The organism is Sphingomonas sp. P2_B6 (genome assembly GCF_056404755.1).
Genome location: NZ_JBFUDK010000003.1, coordinates 392,583 through 413,208, shown reverse-complemented (window position 1 = coordinate 413,208; position 20,626 = coordinate 392,583). Strand labels below are relative to the sequence as shown.

The window sequence follows — 20,626 nt, the reverse complement described above, 5'->3', positions numbered from 1 at the left end:
GTCGCGGCGGCGCTGGTCGGGGCTGGCGGGATCGTCGCGCGCGGCGGGATCGATGCCGCGGTCGACGCGCTCGACGCGGGCGCCCGCAAAAGGCTGCGCACGATCGGGGTGACGATCGGCGCGCTGGACCTGTTCGATCCGCGATTGCTGAAGCCCGGGCCGGCGCGGTGGCGGCGCATGTTGATCGCGGCGCAGGCCGGCGGCGCGCCGGATTCGGCGCCGCCCGAGGGTGCCAGCGTGCTGGCGCGTGGCGCACAGGGCGCGACGCTCGCCCATGGCTATCGCCCGCTCGGCAACCAGGCAGTGCGGGTCGATCTGGCCGAGCGGATCGCGCGCGCGGCGCATGATGCGCGCGCGGGGCGCAAGCCGTTCGCGCCGGATCCGGCGCTCGCCACCTCGATCGGCGTGGCGCCCGAGACCTTGGCGCGACTGATGGCGGCGCTCGGTTTCCGCACCGCGCCGGCGCAGGAAGGCGCGCCGCGCTGGGTGTGGCACGGGCTGACCAGGGCAAAGGTGGCGCCGCCGCCGCGCGACAACGCCTTTGCCGCGCTAGCGGGCCTTCGGTCCCGGCATGGCTAGCGGCGCGGCGGAAGGCGCGACGATGCGGCTCGACCGGTTCCTCTGGTTCGTGCGCCTCGCCAAGACCCGCAGCGCCGCCCAGAAGATCGCCGGCGAGGGCCGGTTGCGGCTCGACGGCCGCGCGATCGACCGCGCTCATGCCAGCGTGCGCGTCGGCAGCGTGATCGCTTTTGTCCAGGGCGCGCGGGTGCGCGCGATCAGGGTCGAGGCACTGCCGTCACGGCGCGGGCCAGCGCCCGAGGCGCAGGCCTGCTATACCGACCTGGTCATTGAGAACGTCTCGCATCAGGCGTCCGAAGATTGACGAGGGCGGCGACCGGGCATAGCAGACGGGTCGTTTCGTCGGACCCTTGGCGTTCCGAACTGGGGAGTATGCAATGACCTACGTCGTCACCGATGCCTGCATCAAGTGCAAGTACATGGACTGCGTCGAGGTCTGTCCGGTCGATTGCTTCTACGAAGGCGAGAACATGCTGGTGATCAATCCCAGCGAGTGCATCGATTGCGGCGTGTGCGAGCCCGAATGCCCGGCCGAGGCGATCCTGCCCGACACCGAGAGCGGTCTCGAGAAATGGCTGGAGCTGAACAACACTTTCTCGTCGCAATGGCCCAACGTCACGCGCAAGAATGATCAGACCCCGGCGGATGCCGACGAACACAAGGGCGAAGACGGCAAGTACGACAAATACTTCTCGCCGGAGCCCGGCTCGGGCGACTGATTGCCGGCATTTTTAGTCGTTTCCGTACGATTTTTCGCGGGGGTTGCCCGCAATGGGCGTGCTGCGTCTGGTAATTTTATTACGACTCTGCTACATGAGGTAGGACGGAGGCGCGGATTCGCGTCATCCGGCTGGAGACGTTTAAATCAACACCCCCTTATCGCGCGCACGCAGCCCCGCTGCCGCCGCGCACCCTCAGGGGAACCAGTCCACGGAAAGGCTCAACGGAATGGCTGCCAAGGCGCTGTCCTTCGACGTCGGCGATTATGTCGTTTACCCCAAGCACGGCGTTGGCCGTGTCATCGAGCTGCAACGGCAGGAAATCGCCGGCATGCAACTCGAACTCTATGTCCTTCGCTTCGAAAAGGAGCGCATGACGCTCCGCGTACCGACCAACAAGGCTGAAAGCGTCGGCATGCGCAAGCTGTCGTCGGACAAGACGCTTCGCGAAGCGCTCGATACCCTGACCGGCAAGCCGCGCGTCAAGCGGACCATGTGGTCGCGCCGTGCCCAGGAATATGAAGCGAAGATCAATTCGGGCGACCTGGTGTCGATCGCCGAAGTGGTCCGCGACCTGTTCCGCGCGGACGACCAGCCCGAGCAGAGCTATTCGGAGCGCCAGATCTTCGAAGCGGCGACCAGCCGCCTCGCGCGCGAACTCGCCGCGATGGAGCAGGTCGACGAGCCGACCGCGCAGGAAAAGATCCTGGAGATCCTCCGCAAGGCGGCGGCGATCCACAACAAGGACAAGACCCCCGCCTGATCGCGGGAGTCCGAACTCCACACGGAAGGGGCGGCCGGCAACGGCCGCCCCTTTTCATTTGCATGGCCTGCCACGGTGTGTTATTAAACCAATACACACAAGGAGAATTCCATGCGCTTCGTTGCCCTGATCCTGGCCCTGCCGCTGGCGGCAGTCCCGCTCACGGCCTGCTCTTTCTCGTCGAGCGGCGAAGAGTCGAAACCCGGGATCGCCGGGTCGGGCAGCGGCGCCACGCGCAGCTATTCGGTGGCCGATTTCACCGGCGTCGAGCTGCGCGGCTCGGACGATGTCGATGTCCGTGTCGGCACCGGCTTCTCGGTGCGCGCGGAAGGGCCCTCGGAGCAGCTCGACAAGCTCAAGATCGAGAAGGTCGGCGATACGCTGCGGGTCGGGCGGATCGACGGCAACAATTTCAGCTGGGGCAGCGGCGACCACAAGGGCGTGAAGATCTTCGTCACGATGCCGCGTATCGCCGAGGCAAGCATCACCGGTTCCGGCGACATGGCGGTCGACCGGGTCGAGGGCCAGCGCTTCGACGGGTCGAGCGCGGGATCGGGCACGCTCGATGTCGCCGCGATCAATGTCGAGACCGGCAAATTCTCGATCGCTGGATCGGGCGACATCAGCCTGAAGGGCAGCGCCAAGAAGCTGACCATCGACATCGCCGGATCGGGCGGCGTCGATGCGCCCGGCCTGACCGCCCAGGGCGCCGAAGTGTCGATCGCCGGCTCGGGCAACGTGCGCGCCGCGGTGAAGGGTGGTGCCACGGTGTCGATGATGGGATCGGGCGATGTCGATCTCGGCCCGGACGCCAAATGCGCAACCTCGAAGATGGGGTCGGGCGAGGTGAAGTGCGGCGGCTGAACCGCGGATCGCCGCTCTTGCCTGAAAGCGCGATTGGGGCGATGCCGGACGAATGATCCGGTTCCTGCTCGCGCCCCTGCTGCTGTCCCTGCCGGTTACCGCCGGTGCCGCCGAACGGACCTATGCGGTCGGCAGCTTCGACCGGATCCGTATCGACGGACCGTTCCAGGTCCAGCTCCTGACCGGCAAGTCGCCCGGCGCGCGGGCCTCGGGTGACGCGCGCGCGATCGAGGGGCTCGATATCAGGGTCGAGGGGACCACGCTGATCGTCCGCGCCGGCATCAATGGCTGGGGCGAGCAACCCGTCGCCGGCAGCAAGGGCGCGCCGGCGATCACCGTGTCGACCCTGGCGATCCGCAGCGGGATCGTAGTGGGCGGCGGGCGGCTGAGCGTCACCGGCCTGGTCCGGGGCCAGCGCATCGATCTGTCGGTGACCGGCAGCGGCGCGATCGACGCCGGCGCGATCGAGGCCGATCAGTTCAACGCGACGATGCTCGGATCGGGCAGCATGAAGCTGGGCGGGCGCGCCGCGAGGGTTCAGCTGACCGCCAACGGATCGGGCGGGATCGACGCGACGGCGCTGAACGCTGGAGACCTGGTCCTGCTGCTCGACGGCCCGGGCGAGATGCGGGCGACCGCGCGCTTTACCGCGAAGGTGACCACGACCGGCCTCGGTGCCGCCACCGTCTATGGCAAGCCAGCCTGCACCGTGAAGGCAGTCGCCGGCGGGCCTGTAAGCTGCGGCAAGCTGCCGGCGCCCTAAATCAGCCCCAGCCCGGCGAGCTTGCCCATCAGCGCCGCCGGCATCTGATCGCCCACCACCATGTCGCCGTCGAGATCGGCCGGCGCGTCTGCGTCTTCGAGATAGCGCCAGCCCTGATGGGCGCGCTTGGGCCGGGCCTGAGTCAGGATCAGTTTCGGGTCGATATGGATGGCGACGCGTCCTCCCTCCGCCTCGCCGAAACGAAGGATCGGCGAGCGCGCGATGAGCTGGTGCTTGACGATCCAGAACAGCGAGCCCTGTCCCGCAATCTCCTCGTGCCGCTTGGGCAGATAGCGTGTGGTGAGGAATACCGGCCCGGCCTCGGCGCGCAGCAGCAGCCGTTCGGCGAGATGGTCGACTCCCGTTGCGGCAAACGCGACCTTGGTAAGATGCAGCGGCATTTCAGCGATTTGGGTAGTCGTGGGTCAGCCGCCAAGACCCCATAGGGTGGCAAGGCCGAGGAACGAGAAGAATCCCATCACGTCCGTCATCATCGTCACGAACACCGCCGAGGATACCGCCGGATCGACCCCGGCGCGCTCCAGCCCGACCGGGACCAGTACGCCCGACAGCCCGGCGATCAGGTTGTTGATCACCATCGCCATGGCGATGACGATGGCGAGATCGCTATTGCCGAAGATGACATAGGTGCCGAGCCCGATCAGCACGCCGAGCATCGAGCCATTGGCGGCGGCGATGGTGAATTCGCGCATGATCATGCGCCGCGTGTTGGAACTGGTGAGCTGGTTGGTGGCGAGCGCGCGCACGACCACCGCCAGCGTCTGGGTGCCGGCATTGCCGCCCATGCCCGAGACGATCGGCATCAGCACGGCGAGCAGGGCGAATCGTCCGATCTCGCCCTGGAACAGCCCGACCACCGAGGCCGCGAGCATCGCCGTGCCGAGATTGACGATCAGCCAGGTGATTCGCGTGCGTACGGTCAGCTGGATCGGCTCGTTGATGTCGCCATCGCCCGCGCCAGACAGGCGCAGCACGTCTTCGCCGGCTTCCTGCTGAATGATGTGGACCACGTCATCCACCGTGATCATGCCGACCAGCCGGCCACTGGCATCGACCACGGCGGCCGAGATCAGCGCATATTTCTGGAACCGCAGCGCGACTTCTTCCTGGTCCATGTCGACCGGGATCAGCGTCTGCTCGCGCTTCATCACGTCGCCGATCGAGACGGTGCGCGGCGTGCGGAGAATCCAGGAGAGCTGGCAGGTGCCGACCGGCTTGTGCGCCGGGTCGACCACGAAGATCTCCCAGAAATCGGTCGTCAGCTCCTCATGGCCGCGCAGATAGTCGATCGCGTCGCCCACGCTCCAATGCTCGGGCACCGCGATCAGCTCGCGCTGCATCAGGCGGCCGGCGGATTCCTCGGGATAGGAGAGCGCTTCCTCGATCGCGGCGCGGTCATCCGGGTCGAGCGCGCGAAGCACGGCGCGCTGGTCGTCCTCCTCCATGTCCTCGATGATCGCGACGGCGTCGTCGGTATCGAGCTCGGAGGCGATGTCGGCGACCTGGTGCGGCTCGAGCGCGTCGATCAGGTCCTCGCGGACATAATCATTCATCTCGGCGAACACGTCGGCGTCGAGCAGGTCGGTGATCGCCTTGGCGAGATCGGCGCGCTCTTCGTGCGGCGTCAGCTCGAACAGATCGGCGATGTCGGCGGGATGCAGCGGCTCGACCAGTGCGCGCGCCGCCTCGGGATCGCCCGCATCGACCGCGTCGAGCACGGCCCTGACGAATTCCGGCTTCAGCCGGTCATCCTCGTCGAGCTGGCCGGTCTCGGTGTCCGACTCGGGCTGGGTCAGTTCGGTCTCGCTCATCCTGACCTCCCAAAGCCGTCGCGATGCCCGCCTCTACCCTCGCCGGGCGGCAAAGCCAAATCAACAAGACAGCGTCGGCGGGCCGCGCCTCGAATTCACGCCGCCATTGCGGATATCGAAGACCGCCCCTAGGTGCGGGGACCCATTTCTTCAGGAGCCCGACATGGCCGATTCCCCCGAAACCCTGACGCTGACGCTGGACGGCGGCGACGTGACGATCAAGCTGCGCCCCGATTTGGCGCCCCAGCATGTCGCGCGCATCGTCGAGCTGGCCAATGACGGCTTTTACGACGGCGTCGTCTTCCACCGTGTGATCCCGGGCTTCATGGCCCAGGGCGGCGACCCCACCGGCACCGGCATGTCCGGATCCGACAAGCCCAACCTGCCGGCCGAGTTCTCGCGCGAGCCCCATGTCCGCGGCGTGTGCTCGATGGCGCGCTCGCAGAGCCCGAACAGTGCCAACAGCCAGTTCTTCATCTGCTTCGACGACGCGCGCTTCCTCGACGGCCAATATACCGTGTGGGGCGAAGTGACGTCGGGCATGGAGCATGTCGATGCGCTGCCCAAGGGCGAGCCGCCGCGCGAGCCGGGCAAGATCGTCACGGCACGCGCCGCGTAATCTTCTAAAGCCCCTCCCCTCCCGGGAGGGGCTTTTCTCACACGCCCGGATCGCCGATCGTTTCGATCAGCCAGTCGTGGAACAGGCGCACCGGGCGCTGCGCGAGGGCGCGGGGCCGGCAGGCGAACCAGTAGCTGTACGGGCTCTCCACCTCGATATCGAACAGCTTGACCAGCCGGTCGTCATGCGCGTCCTCGAAATGGCTTTCGTGCATGAAAGCGATGCCGAGTCCCTGCGCTGCCGCTTCGAGCATCAGCGCGCCCGAATCGAAATGGTCGATCGCCAGCGGTTCGAGATCGTCAAGCCCCGCGGCGCGGCGCCAGGCGGTGAAGGTGTCGGGCATGTCGCGGTGGACCAGCGCGGTGAGCCCGGCCAGCTGTTTCGGCCGGGTGATGGGATCGGCCCGCTCGACCAGGTCGCGCGCGCCGATGACATAGACCGAATTGCGATCCAGCCGCTTGCCGTAAAGTGCCGGGTCGATCTCCCGCGCCAGGGCGATCACCGCGTCGAGCCCGTCGCCCAGCCTGGCAAGGCCATGCGCCGCCGTATCGATGTCGAGATGGAGCTCGGGATGCTTGGCGCGCAATTCGGCGAGCCGGGGGAACAGCCGCTGCGACGCGAACAGCGGCAGGATGCCGAGCCGCAGGCGCAGCACATCGGTACCGCTGGTCATCACCTCGACCGCGTCGGACAGGCTGTCGAGCGCCGGCGCGATCTGCGCCAGCAGGCGTTCGCCATCGGCATTGAGCACGACCGCCTGATGCCGGCGATCGAACAAGGGCTTGCCGATGAAGCGCTCGAGCGCCTGGATCCGGCGGCTGAGCGCGGGCGGGGACAGAGCGAGTTCCTGCGATGCGGCCTTGATCGAGCCGAGGCGCGCAACCTGCACGAACGCCTCGATCGCGGTCAGCGGCGGCAATCTGCGCATGATAAAAACGCTCCCTTTACGGCCGCATTGTGCGCCGCGTCATATACCCTGCGTTCCAAATCTACCATCGTCCCTCGTGTAATTGCCAGCCCCGATTGCACCAAACGCAATTGCACCGACTCTTTTCGCACTTGCAGCATAAACCGCTGCGCCGCATATAGAGCAGGCCTTTCAGGCATCCTCTCCTAAAACTTTCAAGGCCGGCCCTTTGGGGTCGGCCCTTTTTTTGTCTGCTTCCAGTGGCTTATCCGAAGCAGGCAATGCTCCCCTCGTATCTGCGGAACAACGATCCTATCTCGCGCGCTCAGCGTCGAGTTTCTCGAGGGGATACCATATGGCCGATGGCGAAGCGCCGGTTCGGAAATTGCAGGTTGCCAATGCCAGGCCCGAAGACAGTGGTCGCGGCCTGGCGCATATGCCGCGCGCGCTGATGGCGGCGCTGGGCATCGGCGAAGGCGATGTGATCGAGATCGTCGGCAAGTCGACCACGCCGGCGCGCGCCGTCGCGCCCTATGCCGAGGACGAAGGGCTCGAGATCATCCGCATCGACGGCCTGCAGCGCGCCAATGCCGGTGCCGGCTCGGGCGATTTCGTCGAGGTGCGCAAGGTCGAGTCCAAGCCGGCGACGCGCGTGGTGTTCGCGCCGGCGCAGCAGAATCTGCGGCTCGAGGGATCGTCCAACGCGCTGAAACGGACTTTTTTCGGCCGGCCGCTGACTCAGGGCGATGTCGTCGCGACCGCCGGGCAGCAGCGCGTCGACAATATGCCGCCGGGCGTGCAGCAATTCCTCCGCGCCCCCGCCTATGCGCTGCAGGAGATTCGTCTCGCGGTGATCGGCACGACGCCCAAGGGCGTCGTCCATGTCGACGAGAATACCGAGATCGAGCTGCGCCCCGAATATGAGGAGCCGAAGGAGGCGCGCCGCGCCGACGTCACCTATGACGATATCGGCGGCATGGGCCCGACGATCGACCAGCTGCGCGAGATGGTCGAGCTGCCCTTGCGCTATCCCGAGCTGTTCCAGCGCCTGGGCGTCGATCCGCCCAAGGGCGTGCTGCTGCATGGGCCGCCCGGTACCGGCAAGACCCGCCTCGCGCGGGCCGTCGCCAATGAAAGCGCCGCCGAATTCTTCCTGATCAACGGCCCCGAGATCATGGGGTCGGCGTACGGCGAATCCGAGGGCAAGCTGCGCCAGGTGTTCGAGGAAGCGGCGAAGAACGCGCCCTCGATCGTGTTCATCGACGAAATCGATTCGATCGCGCCGAAACGCGGCCAGGTGTCGGGCGAAGCGGAAAAGCGCCTCGTCGCGCAGCTGCTGACCCTGATGGACGGGCTGGAGGCGCGCGCCAATGTCGTCGTCATCGCCGCGACCAATCGCCCCGAGGCGATCGACGAGGCACTCAGACGTCCCGGCCGGTTCGACCGCGAGATCGTGGTGGGCGTGCCCGACGAGCGCGGACGGCGCGAGATCCTCGGCATCCACACCCGCGGCATGCCGCTGGGCGACAAGGTCGACCTCAACGAGCTGGCGCGGACCACCTATGGGTTCGTCGGTGCCGATCTCGCCGCGCTCGCCCGCGAAGCGGCGATCGAAGCGGTGCGCAAGATCATGCCGCGCCTCAACCTCGCCGAGGGCACCATCCCGCCCGAAGTGCTCGACACGCTCGCCGTGACGCGCGAGGATTTCCTCGATGCGCTGAAGCGCGTCCAGCCGAGCGCGATGCGCGAAGTGATGGTCGAGGCGCCGCGCGTCCGCTGGGAGGATGTCGGCGGGCTCGACAAGGCGCAGGCGCGCCTGAAGGAAGGCGTCGAGCTGCCGCTCAAGGACCCGGACGCCTTCCGCCGACTCGGCATCCGACCAGCCAAGGGTTTCCTGCTCTATGGCCCGCCGGGGACCGGCAAGACCCTGCTGGCCAAGGCCGTCGCGCGCGAGGCGGAGGCGAATTTCATCGCCACCAAATCGTCCGACCTGCTGAGCAAATGGTATGGCGAATCCGAGCAGCAGATCGCCCGGCTGTTCGCCCGCGCCCGGCAGGTGGCGCCCTGCGTGATCTTCATCGACGAGCTCGATTCGCTGGTTCCCGCACGGGGCGGTGGCCTGGGCGAGCCACAGGTGACCGAGCGCGTGGTCAACACGATCCTGTCCGAGATGGACGGACTGGAGGAGCTTCAGTCCGTCGTGGTGATCGGCGCGACCAACCGGCCGAACCTGATCGACCCGGCGCTGCTGCGCCCGGGCCGGTTCGACGAGCTGGTCTATGTCGGCGTGCCGGACAAGGCCGGTCGCCGCCGTATCCTGGCGATCCAGACCGGCAAGATGCCGCTCGCGCCGGACGTCGATCTCGACGAGATGGCCAGCCGCACCGAGCGCTTCACCGGCGCCGACCTGGAGGACCTGGTGCGCCGCGCGGGCCTGATCGCGCTGCGCCAGTCCTTGTCGGCCGCCGAAGTGACGATGGCGCATTTCGAGGAAGCGCTGCAGGATTCGCGCGCCTCGGTGACGCCGGACATGGAGCGCGAATATGAGCAGATGGCGGCGCGGCTGAAGCAGGAAGCCTCAGCCATCCAGCCGATCGGCTTCATCACCCCCGGACAGCTTCGTCCGCATGGGCCGAAGGGCAGCGACTGACGGTTCGCGCAGCGCGAACCAGCAATAGCCGAGCAGCAGGATGAGCGCGGCACCCGCTGTCAGATAAGGCAGCGCGTGCCGCGCCTCGTACAGCCCGACTCCGATCGATGGCCCGAGCACGAAGGACGCGCCGTTGATCGAGGTGACCTTGCCGGCGACTGAGCCCTGCGCCGCATGCCCGACGGCAAGCGATGCGCCGGCGGTGAAGCCGGGGCGGGTGAAGCCGAAACCGATCGAGGCCAGCGCATAGGCCGTGGCGATGCCGTAGAGCGACGTCGCGAGACCGGTCAGCGCGCAGCCGGCAGCGCCGATGACCAGGCCGACCAGCATCAATTGCCGCGGCTTCATGTCGAGCAGCGGGATGATGCCCCATTGGACCAGCAATGCTGCCCCCGCGCCCATCATCAGTACGATGCCGGTCGGCTGGAGCGCGTCGGCCGGCGCGAGCTGGAGCCGGTCGATGACGAGGAAGCCGATCGCCTGGCTGGTCATCGCCTGGGCATGGCCCATCACCAGCCCGGCGATCATCCACGCACGGACGCGCGGATCGAAATAGCCGACGCGTTCGCTGTGCGGCTCGATCGCGGCGGTGATGCTGGCGCCGCTGCTCTGCCCGCCGATCGAGGGATAGGCGTTGGCGGCGCCGTGCGTGCCGGGCTGCGGCGTCCGGTCGTTGGGCAGCCGCTTGACCACCGCGACATAGATGAAGGCGGCGAACAGCGCGAAGAGGAAGGCCGGGCCCGACAGCCCGATCTCGACCGCGCCGATGCTGCCGAGGATGAGGAACGGGGCGATCGCCGGCCCCAGGATCGTGCCCAGCCCGAACGCCGACCCGAGCAGGGTCAGCGCGCGCGTGCGCTCCTCGCGGCTGGTGCGCCCGGCGACCAGCGCCTGGACCGCCGGGGGCGCCGCGGCGCCGAAGGTCCCGTAGATCAGCCGGCCGCCGATGAAGCAGATAAAGGCGGCGGTGCCGCTGATCCAGCCATTGATTCCGGCGGCGAGGAACAGGCCGCACAACAGCAGCGAGACGCAGAAACCCCCGATGCCGAGCAGGATCATCGCCCGCCGGCCATGCCTGTCGGAGCGATTGGCCCAATAAGGCGCGGCGATCACCCAGAGCAGGGCCGACACCGAAAAGGCGGCGGCGACCGCGCTGTCGGGCACTTTCAGCGAGCGGCCGAGCGCGGGCAGGATCGATTGCAGCGCGGTGTTGCCCGCCGCGATGGTGAGCATCACCAGGAACAGGAGCGCGAAATCGCGATTGACCCCGGGTGCCTTCACCCTTTGATCCAGCCATAGGAGCGCTGTGCCGCGCAGACGATGACGTCGTAGCTTTCATACCAGCGCTCGCGCCCGCCGTCGCGGATCGCCTTGTGCTCGGGATGGTCGCGCCAGGCGAGCGCGCTGGCCTCGTCGGCCCAGAAGCTGAGCGTGATGCCAAACCCGTCGGGCCCGCGCGTGCTTTCGATTCCGCGATAACCGGGTTGGGTCCTTGCCAGCGACTCCATCGCCTCGGCGGCGGCGGCATAGCCGGCATCGTCGACGGCGGTGCGCCGCGAGAGGAAGATCACCACGATCTGGCCGGTCCGGTCGTCGCGCATGCGCCTCGCTTAGGCGCTTCGCGGCGGCGCGCAACCCTGAACGGGACGCCCATGGCCTTTGCGGCGGACCCTAAGACTTGAATGTTCGTTACACTATTGCGACAGATGCTCGTGACTCATCAAAACAAGGATCGCCAGTGACCGTTTCCACCACTGCAGCGCGGCGCCAGCGCCGGGCCGCCGCCGGAGTGTCCTCACCCTGGGCCATGTTCCTGAAAGGGTTCATGAAACATCCGGTCATGGTCGGATCGATCGTTCCCTCCTCGGGCAAGCTGATCCGCAAGATGCTCGGTCCGGTGGACTGGCAGAACACGAAGCTGTTCGTCGAATATGGGCCGGGTGTCGGCACTTTCTGCCCGCATATCCTGGAGCGGCTAGCCCCCGATGCGACCTATATCGCGATCGATACCAACCCCGACTTCATCCGCTATCTGCGCCACGAGATCACCGATCCGCGGTTCCTCGCGGTCGGCGGGTCTGCGGCAGACGTGCGCCAGATCGTCGAGGACCATGGCTTCGACCATGCCGATTATGTCCTGTCGGGCCTGCCCTTCTCGACCCTGCCCGCCGGCGTCGGCGACGCGATCGGCCAGGCGACGGCCGATGTGCTGCGCCCGGGCGGCGCCTTTCTGGTCTATCAATTCTCGCCCAAGTGCCGCGATTTCATCGAACCCTATCTTCCGAAAATCGACCACGACATGGAGTGGTGGAACGTACCGCCCGCCCAGCTTTACTGGGCGTGGAAGGAATAGGGGTCAGGGCCTTTTCGCGAGCCGCTTGCGCGGCCCGAAATTGAGCCCCTTCGTCACATTATAGTCGAGCACGGTCATCACGAAGAAGGCGGCTGCCTGTTTCAGGCGCACCCACCAGGTGGTGCGTGCCTTGTACAGGGCGGCGGTGATCCGCTCGGACTGGTCGACCTCGCCGTCGACATAGGCGCGCACATGCGCGGCAAAGGCCTTGTCGTCGATCCGCAGCATCATCTCGAGGTTCAGGAACAGGCTGCGGATGTCGTAATTGGCCGAGCCGATATAGACCACGTCGTCGATGACGAAGAGCTTGGTATGCAGCTTGTTCGGCTGATATTCGTAGATCTCGACCCGTTTCCGGAGCAGCCCGGCATAAGTGAAGCGCGACGCCCAGATCGCCGCGCCATGATCGTTCTTCGACGGTAGCACAATGCGCACCCTGCCGCGCATGCCCGCCCGGTCGAGCCGTTTCAGCATGCCGGCGCTGGGCGCGAAATAGCCGGCGATGATGTCGATCGCCTGGGCACCTTCCAGGTCCCGCTTCACCGCGCGCGCCCAGGGGGACAGGCGCCGTGTCGGGCCGCCGAACAGCCAGCGCGTCCCGCCCTCGGGCTCGCTCCAGGTGCCGAGCGCGCGACGCAGCGAGCGGAGCGGCGCTCGGGGTTGCTTCGACCAGCGCGACAGCGCGTCGAAATAGCCGGCGATATGCCGGGCCGCGGGGCCGACCACCAGCAGCCCCAGGTCGCGCCACGCCTGTTCGGCGGGCGTGCCGAAATAACTGTCCTCGACGTTGAAGCCGCCGATGATCGCGCGGGCCTCGTCGGCCAGCGCCAGCTTCTGGTGGTTGCGCAGCAGATAGCGTCGGCCCCAGCGCGGCACGAAGCGGCAGACATCGACCCCGGCATCGCGCAGCGGCTCGAAGAAACGATGCTGCTCGGCATGCTCGCTGCCCAGGCCGTCGACCACGAGCGACACCGTCACCCCGCGGGCCGCCGCGTCGAGCATCGCCTGGCGCACCCGGGTGCCCGCCGCGTCGTCGACATAGATGTAATAGATGATGCGCAGGGTGCGCTCGGCGCCCGCGATCAGGTCGATCAACGCATCGAGCCGGCGCGGCCCGGTATCGAGCATGGTCAGCTGGTTGCCGTCGACGGTGAAGCTCGGCTGGACGGCGGGTTCGGTCATTCCGCTGATGTGGCCGCGCGGAGCGACGGGGGCAAGCCGGATTCCTTGACTCCTGGCAGGTTGCGCCCTAGATCGCCGGTCTTCATTCTATCGTTGTTTGCGAAGGAAGCCGTTCATGGCGCGCGTCACTGTCGAGGATTGCGTCGACAAGATTCCCAACCGGTTCGATCTGGTGCTGTTCGCGGCGCAGCGTGCCCGGCAGATTTCCGGCGGTGCCGACCTGACGATCGACCGCGATCGCGACAAGAACCCGGTCGTCGCGCTGCGCGAGATCGCCGAGGAGACGGTGCGCCCGAATCACCTGGAAGAGGCAGTCGTTTCCGGCCTGCAGCGCGTCCAGGTCGATGACGAGGACACGCCCGACGAGATCGGCTCGCTCGCCGCTTCGGCCGAGGCGCTGCGCCTCACCGCCGCCGCGCCGCCGCGCAACCAGAATCTGGGCGGCGACTACGAGGGCTGAGCCCTTCGAGTCCGACGAATACCAAAAAAGCCCGCGGAGCGATCCGCGGGCTTTTTGTTTTCATTGGCGACGTCGGCCAGCCACGCCAACCGTCACCCAGGGCTTTTCTGGGGCCATCGCGCCGCACCGGTGCCAGCGCGAGAGGAGGAATGGATGCCGGAACAAGTCCGGCATGACGGCTATTCCTCGGATACCGTTTCCCGCCGCCCCTTGAACCCTTGCGCCACGACATACCATTCGGACGAGCCCTTGCGGCTCGCGGGCGGCTTGGCGTGCTTCACCGTCTTGAAATTGCGCTTCAGCTCCGCGACCAGCGAGGCGTCGGCGCCGCCGGCGAACACCTTGCCGACGAACACCCCGCCCGGCTCGAGCACATCGACCGCAAAGGCCAGCGCCGCCTCGACCAGCGCCATGGTGCGGAGCGCGTCGGTCTGCGGATGGCCGACCGTATTGGCCGCCATGTCCGACAGCACCAGGTCTGGGGCGCCGCCCAGCGCCTCGGTGAGCTTGTCCGGCGCGGCATCGTCCATGAAGTCCATCTGGAAGATCGTGACGTCGTCGATCGGGTCGACCGGCAGCAGATCGATGCCGACGATCGCCGTCTTGGGCGAGCGCCGCCGCACCACCTGGCTCCAGCCGCCGGGCGCGATGCCGAGATCGACCACCCGCCTCACCCCGCGCAGGAAACCGAATCGCTCGTCCAGCTCGATCAGCTTGTAGGCGGCGCGGCTGCGATAGCCCTCGGCCTTGGCGCGTTTCACATAGGGATCGTTGAGCTGGCGATCGAGCCAGCGCGTCGATTGCGGCGTCCGCCGCCGCGCCGTCTTGACCCGGACCCGAAGCCCGCCACCATCCTTGCTCATAAGGCTTTCCCACCGATCAGCCGGCGCAATATGCCTTCGCGGATACCGCGATCGGCGACGCCGAGCCGTTCGGCCGGCCAGAGATCCAGAATCGTCTCGAGGATCGCACAGCCGGCCACGACCAGATCAGCCCGCTCATTGCCGATACAGGGCATGGTGGCGCGTTGGGCAAGGCTCATCCGCGACAGGTCGCTGCTGATCCTGCGCATCGAGGCGGCCGGCACGATCAGCCCGTCGACCGCCGAGCGGTCATAATGCGACAGGCCGAGATGGACGCTGGCCAGGGTGGTGACCGTGCCGCTGGTGCCGAGCAACCGCGGCCGCTCCATTCCGGTCGGCAGGCGGGCGGCGAAACCGGCGAAGCTGTCGGCGACGAGTCCGCGCATCCGCGCATAGGCCGCGGCCAGGCCGTCAGGGCCGGTCCCGCCGCCCGCGCTCTCGGTGAGCGAGACGACGCCCCAGGGCGCGCTGTGCCAGTCGAGCACCACCGGGACCTTGGGCCGCGTGTCGACCAGCACCAGCTCGGTCGATCCGCCGCCGATGTCGAACACCAGTGCGGGGTCCTCGCCGGGCTCGATCAGCGCATGGCAGCCGAGCACGGCAAGCCGGGCTTCCTCCTCGGCGGAAATGACGTCGAGATGAATGCCGGTTTCGGCATAGGCGCGGGCGATGAAATCGGGGCCGTTGCTCGCCCGCCGGCACGCCTCGGTCGCAACGGAGCGCGACAGGGCGACGTTGCGGCGCTTCAGCTTGTCGGCACAGACCTTCAGCGCGGCGAGGGTGCGGTCGATCGCGGCGTCGCTCAGGCGACCCGTCGCCGCGACACCTTCGCCCAGCCGGACGATTCGCGAAAAGGCGTCGACCACGGCGAATCCATCGCCCTGAGGCCGTGCGATCAGCAGCCGGCAATTATTGGTGCCGAGGTCGAGCGCGGCGAAGTGACGCGCCTCCGGCCAACGCGCGCGTCCCGCCCCGGGATTCTTTCCGGGAGTTGGCGCCGAACGGGCAGGTCTGTCCTGCCGGTACGGCATCTTGGGCGATTGATCCCCCATGCCGTGTGTACTCGCTTTTATGTTCTGCCGTCGCGTCGGCCCCGGGGGGCCGCCGTTCGGTGCTTGGGGAAAGCGTAGCGCAGGCAATGCCATGCGGCAAGCAGCACACCTGCGGTCGGTTGACAGCCCCGGCGCGGCCCCCTAGATCGCGGGCCGCGTTGCCCCGTCGTCTAATGGTAAGACTACGGACTCTGACTCCGTCTATTGAGGTTCGAATCCTCACGGGGCATCCATTTCCCCACCTTGAGCATGTGGGGGAGCCATCAGCTCTCAGCATGTTAGTCGCCGGACCGCCAACGAACGGCGCCACCGGATCGCACTTGGCTGCGTTGGTCGGAAATCCTTGCCGGCGGCCGAGGCACGTCCGTGTCGAGCCGGTCACCGACCCATATTTGATCAGTTGTCGTCATCTCCCAGCGGTGTGGCCCTGAGGACACAGTCTGACGAAGACCGTGCTCGTGGCGGGATCATATTGCAGTTCAGACGGTTAACGCCTCGCCTTAACACGAGGACAGTAAACATGCGTACCATATTGCTTATCGCGGCCGCGTCGGCCGCGTTGATTTCCGGCGGCGCTTCCGCTCAGGACAATCCCACATCCTTTCGCGGCATTCGCATCGAGGGAAATATTGGCGGGGACCGCTTCCAGTCCCAGGGCGTCCATAACGACAAGCTCGGTTATGGCGGCACGGTGGGCTTCGACGGTGTGATCGGTGACAAGATCGTGATCGGCCCGGAGGGCAGCTACTGGCGCGCCAATGACTGGACGGAGAACTGCACCTCCGCAAGCAACGGATCAACCTGCCACAAATCCTTCGAGGAATGGGGTGCCGCGGTTCGGGCGGGCGTTCTTGTAACACCGCGCGCGCTGGTATTCGCCAAGGGCGGCTATGTCAGCAATGAACAGCGCAAGCGCTTCACCGCGGGGCCGGGTGGCGGCTCCTTTTATGACCATTTCCGTACTGACGGCTATCAGGTCGGCGGTGGCGTGGAGTATACGGTCACTGAAGGCCGGGTGCCCGCCTATGTGAACGTGCAATATGTCTATTCGCAATATAACGATCATACGTCGCGCCAGCGCCTGATGGCAGGCGTGGGTATCCGCTTCAAATAGGCCTCACGACCAGCGGGAGGCACGTCCTCCCGCTGGTTCGTCCCAATGGGTCAACGCAACTCGGACTATAGTTCGCGGCGCGGCCCGCCGCTGCGCGGCTCTGACGGGACGCGACCCGCCATGCGCGCCGACGCTTCTTCCATGCGGATGCGCGAACGCTCCAGATGGACCCGCATCGCCGTCTCGGCCGCCGCCGGATCGCGCGCGAGCAGCGCGTGGATGATCTCGGCATGCTCCTGCGCTGCTTCCTGGGGCGCATTGGTGTTGAACAGGAAGCGGAAGATGTGGAGGTGCATGTGCAGCCGCTCGATCGTCTCGGCGATCAGATGGTTGCCGCTGCCGGTCGCGACCAGGCTGTGCAGCATCGCATCCGCCTCGGCGAAGCGGGCATAGGCGACGCCGGTTTCCGCCTGGATCCGGTCCATCTCCTCTTCCATCGCCGACAGCTGGCGCAGCATGTCGTCGTTCATCGATTCGGCGGCGCGCGCGGCGGCATAGGGCTCGATCAACTGGCGCAGCACATACAGGTCGCTGACCTCGGCGGGCGTCATCTGCGCGCTCGCATGATAGCCGACATTGGGGACCTTGATGACGAGCTTCTCGGCCTCGAGCCGGCTCAGCGCCTCGCGGATCGGGGTCTGCGAGATGCCGAGCTTGCGCGCGACGGCATCGATCCCGATGCGCGTGCCCGGCGCGATCTCCATCGACACCAGCATCGACAGGAGATGCTCGTGCGCCCAGGCGACCAGGGTCGGCACCGGGGCTGGCCGCGGCGAGCGATAGCCGGCGGGGAAGGCAAGGGGGGAGTCGGTGGTGTCCATCTAGGTCTCGAACTGCAACGGCGCCGTGGCGTCTATGCAACACCTATAGGATATCGGATCACCGCGGGAAAGGACGATCGCGGTGCATAGGGTAACAATGGGCCTATCGCCCGTCCCCGCAGGCCAGCCCAGGCGTCATCAGCGGCGGCGCTACCAGCCTATTTCCAGTATTTGCCGGCGAACTGGATGAAATAGGGCCAGTTGGGGTTGGGGGTGTGGCCTTCGGTGTGCTGGCGGTACCCGATATCGCCCGTGCCGAGATAGGTGAGGATCGGCGGGAACGTTGCGGTCTGCAGCCCCTTCCTGCCAAGCAGCGTCCAGACCGGGCTGGCCGCCGCCGAGGCCATGAACATGCCACGCGCATCGACCCAGCCATCACCGGGCACCGCGGAGGGCGGCGTCATGATCAGCGCGCCGCCGCCGATGAACAGCGGCCGGGGCGCGACCATCGCGATCAGCTCGTGGCTGTCGACCGACATCTCGCTGGCATTGTGGCCGATGGCCGCGAATTTGAGGAAATTTCCCGCGAACCAGTGGAATTCACTGACCGCCGCCAGATTGGGAATGCCCTCGCCGAAATTGCGGCGATAAAGCGCGGCACCGCCCGCGCCCGAGGAGGAAATGAAGCCGGTGGCGAAGCGCTGGTCGTACGCGAGCGCGACGAGCGCTGCCTTGCCGCCGCGCGAATGGCCGAAGATCGCGACCTTCTTCGCATCCACCTGCCTGTCGGTCGCGAGATAATCGAGCCCCCGGCTCGCGCCCCAGGCCCAGGCGCGCAGCACGCCCCAATCCTCCAGGCTGCGCGGCTGCCCCTTGTTGACCAGGCCGATAATGCCTTGCGTCAGGCCCGCCGCATTGTCGGCCTGCACGCTATTGGTGTCGAGCGTCGCGAAACCCCAATTCTTCGCCAGCAATTGCTCGCGGTAATCGGGGCCCGGCGGCAGCGCCGGCGCGCCCGGCGGACGCGGCCGCGGATTGACCGAGCCGAACGACATCACGACCGGCACGCGCTTGCCCCTGGCGGATGCCGGCGTCGACAGGTTCATCAGGATATCGACGGTGATGGCGGGCGCCGCCGCGTTGTCGACATGGCCGACCAGCTTCCGGGTGACGACAGCGGTCGCGCCGATCGTCTCTTCCACGGTTTCGGCGACATGCCAGGTCACCATCGGCACATTGGCCGGCACCCGGCCATAGACCTCGCGGTCGAACAGCTCGGCAATCTCGGCACGGCGCGCGGGCCATTGTGATGCCCTGGTCAGCTTGACCCCGGCATTGCTGGTCAGCGGATCGGGGAGATTGGGGAAAGGGTTGGCCCGGGTCTCATCGAAATTGGCGAAATCGGGCTTGCTCGGATCGCGCGCCGAGACGGTCGGGGTCAGCGCGGTTATTCCCAGCAGGTGCATCTCGCGGGTCCGTTCCGTCGCGGATTCGGCCGTGATGCGATCGCGCTCCGGATCGGCCGGCGGGGCCGCCGGCGCGGGTGGCGTCTGCGCGGCGCGGATCGATGGGGCCGCCAGCGCGGTGGAGACCAGCAGGAGCGCTGCAACGGAAAGCCTTCCCTTCACGATCGTCTCCTGGGCCAGTGATAAAAAGGCGGGGCGGCGCCGAAGCGACGCCCCGCCAGGTGTCCCGCGCTCGGGAGCGACGGGAGGGGTAGGGTGAGCGCCGGGTGGCTCAGCGCTTGTACAGCGGCGGTGAGCCGGCAACCTTCGTCCGGAGACGGTAGATGCTGGTCGAGCCGGTGAAATAGAGATCCTTGCCGTCGGCCCCGCCCCAGGCGAGGTTGGCGGCGACTTCGGGCAGCTTGATCTGGCCGAGCAGCTTGCCCTGCGGCGAGATGACTCGAATACCGCCCGGGCCAGTGCTCCAGACATTACCGGCGACATCGGTCTTCAGCCCGTCCGGGCCGCCCCGGCCCATGCTGCGATCATAGGTGAACAGCACGCGCGGGTTGGACAGCGCGCCGTCCTTGCCCACGTCATAGGCGCGGGTGAACATCTCCGGCCCATAGCTGTTGACGTAGAAGGTCTTGCCGTCGTTCGAGAAAGCGAGGCCGTTGGGCAGCTTCAGGTCGGTGACCATCGGGGTCAGCTTGCCGTTGGCATAACGATAGACCGCAGCGAAGGGCTGCTCGAGCGGCGGCGACGGCTCCATGTTCATCGGGCCGAAGGGCGGATCGGTGAACCACAGCGCGCCGTCCTTGGCGAACACCAGGTCGTTCGGGCTGTTGATCTTCTTGCCGTCATAGGTGCTGAGAAACGGCTTGATCGCGAGCTTGGCGTCGAGCCGCGACAGGTTGCGGCCGCCCTGCTGGGCATAGACGATCGTGCCGTCCTTGTCGGTGGCCATCGCGTTCGGCCCGAGCGTCTTGCCCGGCTTCGGGTTGGGATAACCGCCGGCATGATCGACCAGCAACTCGACCTTGCCGTCGGGCGTGACCGCGCGGATTTCCTCGCCACCGACATCGGAGAACCACAGCCGCCCTTCACGCCACATCGGGCCTTCGACGAACTTGAAGCCGGTCGCGACCTTTTCGATCTGCGCATCGGGCGCGATCAGGGCGTCGAGCGCGGGGTCGGCCCGCACCACTTCGGACTCGGGTGCGGCGGGCGGCGTCTGCGCGGACGCGCCGATCGCCGCGATCCCGGCACTCATGACAAGGGCGTATTTCAGCACGGACTTCATCGCTTTATCCCCTCCAGGGTTGTTCTCGTTCGGCCGGGAAAACCCGGCCGCAGGTTTCACTTCGCGGCAGGCTTGGCCGGTTCGGGGCCGAAATTCGTCGCGAGATAACCGATCACCATGGTCATATCGTCGGGCGTCAGATCGGCACCGCGATCGACCATCAGCTGCACCGTCGCTGCCCAGTCATCGGCGCTGCGGCGCTGATTGAACACGCTCGCGGTCGAATGGCAGGTGCTGCAGCGCTCGTTGATCACGACCAGCGCCGGGCCGGGCGGCGGTGCCGGGGCGGTGCTCGCCGCCGCCGGCGCCGGCGGCGCGCTCTGCGCCTCCAGTCCGCGAGTCGCCACGACCGCAAAGGCCAGGCCCATCACACTCAACGCTATCTTCCGTACAGACA

The 20,626-nt window shown here is 67.0% G+C and carries 22 protein-coding genes, 1 tRNA gene and 1 pseudogene; 12 read left to right on the top strand and 12 right to left on the bottom strand.

Annotation, left to right across the window (positions count from 1 at the left end; genetic code table 11):
* The 6 genes and pseudogenes from AC1DX5_RS06600 to AC1DX5_RS06575 all read left to right on the top strand — a co-directional run.
* Positions 1-579, top strand: a pseudogene (locus tag AC1DX5_RS06600) (helicase-related protein); the annotation flags it as partial.
* On the top strand, positions 572-883 hold the full coding sequence (locus tag AC1DX5_RS06595; RefSeq protein ID WP_465171115.1) for an RNA-binding S4 domain-containing protein: 312 nt from the start codon (positions 572-574) through the stop codon (positions 881-883). The pseudogene AC1DX5_RS06600 and the gene AC1DX5_RS06595, both read left to right, overlap by 8 nt.
* A 73-nt stretch (positions 884-956) precedes the next feature.
* The gene (gene fdxA, locus AC1DX5_RS06590; protein ID WP_465171114.1) at positions 957-1,298 is read left to right on the top strand and encodes a ferredoxin FdxA; all 342 of its coding nucleotides are present in this window, start codon (positions 957-959) and stop codon (positions 1,296-1,298) included.
* 229 nt (positions 1,299-1,527) lie between these two features.
* Positions 1,528-2,061 (top strand): CarD family transcriptional regulator, encoded by a 534-nt coding sequence (locus AC1DX5_RS06585; protein ID WP_272624218.1) that lies wholly within the window; start codon positions 1,528-1,530, stop codon positions 2,059-2,061.
* Positions 2,062-2,172: 111 nt separating this feature from the next.
* The gene (locus tag AC1DX5_RS06580; RefSeq protein WP_465171113.1) at positions 2,173-2,925 is read left to right on the top strand and encodes a head GIN domain-containing protein; all 753 of its coding nucleotides are present in this window, start codon (positions 2,173-2,175) and stop codon (positions 2,923-2,925) included.
* A gap of 52 nt (positions 2,926-2,977) precedes the next feature.
* A complete protein-coding gene (locus tag AC1DX5_RS06575) occupies positions 2,978-3,688 on the top strand; it encodes a GIN domain-containing protein (protein ID WP_465171112.1) in 711 nt (236 codons plus the stop codon).
* On the opposite strand, the gene AC1DX5_RS06570 is transcribed toward AC1DX5_RS06575, so the two are convergent.
* Positions 3,685-4,089 carry a DUF1489 family protein gene (locus AC1DX5_RS06570; RefSeq protein WP_478014613.1) on the bottom strand — a complete coding sequence of 135 codons (405 nt, stop codon included), beginning with the start codon at positions 4,087-4,089 and terminating at the stop codon, positions 3,685-3,687. The genes AC1DX5_RS06575 and AC1DX5_RS06570 overlap by 4 nt on opposite strands.
* A gap of 24 nt (positions 4,090-4,113) precedes the next feature.
* Positions 4,114-5,520: a magnesium transporter gene (mgtE, locus tag AC1DX5_RS06565; protein ID WP_465171110.1), complete on the bottom strand. Its 1,407-nt coding sequence runs from the start codon at positions 5,518-5,520 to the stop codon at positions 4,114-4,116.
* Between the two features lie 163 nt (positions 5,521-5,683).
* On the opposite strand from mgtE, the gene AC1DX5_RS06560 reads away from it, so the two are divergent.
* Positions 5,684-6,139: a peptidylprolyl isomerase gene (locus AC1DX5_RS06560; RefSeq protein WP_465171109.1), complete on the top strand. Its 456-nt coding sequence runs from the start codon at positions 5,684-5,686 to the stop codon at positions 6,137-6,139.
* 37 nt (positions 6,140-6,176) lie between these two features.
* Here AC1DX5_RS06560 and AC1DX5_RS06555 read toward each other — a convergent pair whose 3' ends face one another.
* A complete protein-coding gene (locus tag AC1DX5_RS06555) occupies positions 6,177-7,067 on the bottom strand; it encodes a LysR substrate-binding domain-containing protein (RefSeq protein ID WP_465171108.1) in 891 nt (296 codons plus the stop codon).
* A gap of 334 nt (positions 7,068-7,401) precedes the next feature.
* Here AC1DX5_RS06555 and AC1DX5_RS06550 point away from each other — a divergent pair, with 334 nt between their 5' ends.
* Positions 7,402-9,696 carry a CDC48 family AAA ATPase gene (locus AC1DX5_RS06550; protein ID WP_465171107.1) on the top strand — a complete coding sequence of 765 codons (2,295 nt, stop codon included), beginning with the start codon at positions 7,402-7,404 and terminating at the stop codon, positions 9,694-9,696.
* Here AC1DX5_RS06550 and AC1DX5_RS06545 read toward each other — a convergent pair.
* Both AC1DX5_RS06545 and AC1DX5_RS06540 read right to left on the bottom strand, forming a co-directional pair.
* Entirely contained in the window at positions 9,625-10,929 is a 1,305-nt protein-coding gene (locus AC1DX5_RS06545) for an MFS transporter (RefSeq protein WP_478014625.1), read from the bottom strand. The genes AC1DX5_RS06550 and AC1DX5_RS06545 overlap by 72 nt on opposite strands.
* A gap of 44 nt (positions 10,930-10,973) precedes the next feature.
* Positions 10,974-11,297 carry an antibiotic biosynthesis monooxygenase family protein gene (locus tag AC1DX5_RS06540; protein WP_465171106.1) on the bottom strand — a complete coding sequence of 108 codons (324 nt, stop codon included), beginning with the start codon at positions 11,295-11,297 and terminating at the stop codon, positions 10,974-10,976.
* A 137-nt stretch (positions 11,298-11,434) separates the two neighbouring features.
* Here AC1DX5_RS06540 and AC1DX5_RS06535 point away from each other — a divergent pair, with 137 nt between their 5' ends.
* Positions 11,435-12,049 (top strand): class I SAM-dependent methyltransferase, encoded by a 615-nt coding sequence (locus tag AC1DX5_RS06535; protein ID WP_478014612.1) that lies wholly within the window; start codon positions 11,435-11,437, stop codon positions 12,047-12,049.
* A gap of 3 nt (positions 12,050-12,052) precedes the next feature.
* On the opposite strand, the gene AC1DX5_RS06530 is transcribed toward AC1DX5_RS06535, so the two are convergent.
* Positions 12,053-13,231, bottom strand: coding sequence for a phospholipase D-like domain-containing protein (locus AC1DX5_RS06530; protein ID WP_478014611.1), 1,179 nt, complete (start codon positions 13,229-13,231; stop codon positions 12,053-12,055).
* Positions 13,232-13,346: 115 nt separating this feature from the next.
* Here AC1DX5_RS06530 and rpoZ point away from each other — a divergent pair, with 115 nt between their 5' ends.
* Entirely contained in the window at positions 13,347-13,691 is a 345-nt protein-coding gene (gene rpoZ, locus AC1DX5_RS06525; RefSeq protein ID WP_272624204.1) for a DNA-directed RNA polymerase subunit omega, read from the top strand.
* Between the two features lie 179 nt (positions 13,692-13,870).
* On the opposite strand, the gene AC1DX5_RS06520 is transcribed toward rpoZ, so the two are convergent.
* A complete protein-coding gene (locus tag AC1DX5_RS06520; protein ID WP_465171103.1) occupies positions 13,871-14,554 on the bottom strand; it encodes an RlmE family RNA methyltransferase in 684 nt (227 codons plus the stop codon).
* The gene (locus AC1DX5_RS06515) at positions 14,551-15,606 is read right to left on the bottom strand and encodes a Ppx/GppA phosphatase family protein (RefSeq protein ID WP_465171102.1); all 1,056 of its coding nucleotides are present in this window, start codon (positions 15,604-15,606) and stop codon (positions 14,551-14,553) included. Before AC1DX5_RS06515 ends, AC1DX5_RS06520 begins: the two co-directional genes overlap by 4 nt.
* 159 nt (positions 15,607-15,765) lie before the next feature.
* On the opposite strand from AC1DX5_RS06515, the gene AC1DX5_RS06510 reads away from it, so the two are divergent.
* Positions 15,766-15,839 (top strand) — tRNA-Gln (locus tag AC1DX5_RS06510).
* A 287-nt stretch (positions 15,840-16,126) separates the two neighbouring features.
* Entirely contained in the window at positions 16,127-16,720 is a 594-nt protein-coding gene (locus AC1DX5_RS06505) for an outer membrane protein (RefSeq protein ID WP_478014610.1), read from the top strand.
* A gap of 65 nt (positions 16,721-16,785) precedes the next feature.
* Here AC1DX5_RS06505 and AC1DX5_RS06500 read toward each other — a convergent pair whose 3' ends face one another.
* The 4 genes from AC1DX5_RS06500 to AC1DX5_RS06485 form a co-directional block, all read right to left on the bottom strand.
* Complete coding sequence (locus tag AC1DX5_RS06500) at positions 16,786-17,541, bottom strand: GntR family transcriptional regulator (RefSeq protein ID WP_465171100.1); 756 nt, start codon at positions 17,539-17,541, stop codon at positions 16,786-16,788.
* Between the two features lie 158 nt (positions 17,542-17,699).
* Positions 17,700-19,109 carry an alpha/beta hydrolase family protein gene (locus AC1DX5_RS06495; protein WP_478014609.1) on the bottom strand — a complete coding sequence of 470 codons (1,410 nt, stop codon included), beginning with the start codon at positions 19,107-19,109 and terminating at the stop codon, positions 17,700-17,702.
* Between the two features lie 109 nt (positions 19,110-19,218).
* Positions 19,219-20,229: an SMP-30/gluconolactonase/LRE family protein gene (locus AC1DX5_RS06490; RefSeq protein WP_478014608.1), complete on the bottom strand. Its 1,011-nt coding sequence runs from the start codon at positions 20,227-20,229 to the stop codon at positions 19,219-19,221.
* Positions 20,230-20,285: 56 nt separating this feature from the next.
* A complete protein-coding gene (locus tag AC1DX5_RS06485; protein ID WP_478014607.1) occupies positions 20,286-20,606 on the bottom strand; it encodes a c-type cytochrome in 321 nt (106 codons plus the stop codon).
* Between the last annotated feature and the right edge of the window lie 20 nt (positions 20,607-20,626).

Coding starts and splice junctions, on each gene's coding strand:
- AC1DX5_RS06595 (WP_465171115.1), top strand. CDS start 572: ATGGCTAGCGGCGCGGCGGAAGGCGCGACGATGCGGCTCGACCGGTTC.
- fdxA (WP_465171114.1), top strand. CDS start 957: ATGACCTACGTCGTCACCGATGCCTGCATCAAGTGCAAGTACATGGAC.
- AC1DX5_RS06585 (WP_272624218.1), top strand. CDS start 1,528: ATGGCTGCCAAGGCGCTGTCCTTCGACGTCGGCGATTATGTCGTTTAC.
- AC1DX5_RS06580 (WP_465171113.1), top strand. CDS start 2,173: ATGCGCTTCGTTGCCCTGATCCTGGCCCTGCCGCTGGCGGCAGTCCCG.
- AC1DX5_RS06575 (WP_465171112.1), top strand. CDS start 2,978: ATGATCCGGTTCCTGCTCGCGCCCCTGCTGCTGTCCCTGCCGGTTACC.
- AC1DX5_RS06570 (WP_478014613.1), bottom strand. CDS start 4,089: ATGCCGCTGCATCTTACCAAGGTCGCGTTTGCCGCAACGGGAGTCGAC.
- mgtE (WP_465171110.1), bottom strand. CDS start 5,520: ATGAGCGAGACCGAACTGACCCAGCCCGAGTCGGACACCGAGACCGGC.
- AC1DX5_RS06560 (WP_465171109.1), top strand. CDS start 5,684: ATGGCCGATTCCCCCGAAACCCTGACGCTGACGCTGGACGGCGGCGAC.
- AC1DX5_RS06555 (WP_465171108.1), bottom strand. CDS start 7,067: ATGCGCAGATTGCCGCCGCTGACCGCGATCGAGGCGTTCGTGCAGGTT.
- AC1DX5_RS06550 (WP_465171107.1), top strand. CDS start 7,402: ATGGCCGATGGCGAAGCGCCGGTTCGGAAATTGCAGGTTGCCAATGCC.
- AC1DX5_RS06545 (WP_478014625.1), bottom strand. CDS start 10,929: ATGCTCACCATCGCGGCGGGCAACACCGCGCTGCAATCGATCCTGCCC.
- AC1DX5_RS06540 (WP_465171106.1), bottom strand. CDS start 11,297: ATGCGCGACGACCGGACCGGCCAGATCGTGGTGATCTTCCTCTCGCGG.
- AC1DX5_RS06530 (WP_478014611.1), bottom strand. CDS start 13,231: ATGACCGAACCCGCCGTCCAGCCGAGCTTCACCGTCGACGGCAACCAG.
- rpoZ (WP_272624204.1), top strand. CDS start 13,347: ATGGCGCGCGTCACTGTCGAGGATTGCGTCGACAAGATTCCCAACCGG.
- AC1DX5_RS06520 (WP_465171103.1), bottom strand. CDS start 14,554: ATGAGCAAGGATGGTGGCGGGCTTCGGGTCCGGGTCAAGACGGCGCGG.
- AC1DX5_RS06515 (WP_465171102.1), bottom strand. CDS start 15,606: ATGGGGGATCAATCGCCCAAGATGCCGTACCGGCAGGACAGACCTGCC.
- AC1DX5_RS06505 (WP_478014610.1), top strand. CDS start 16,127: ATGCGTACCATATTGCTTATCGCGGCCGCGTCGGCCGCGTTGATTTCC.
- AC1DX5_RS06500 (WP_465171100.1), bottom strand. CDS start 17,541: ATGGACACCACCGACTCCCCCCTTGCCTTCCCCGCCGGCTATCGCTCG.
- AC1DX5_RS06490 (WP_478014608.1), bottom strand. CDS start 20,229: ATGAAGTCCGTGCTGAAATACGCCCTTGTCATGAGTGCCGGGATCGCG.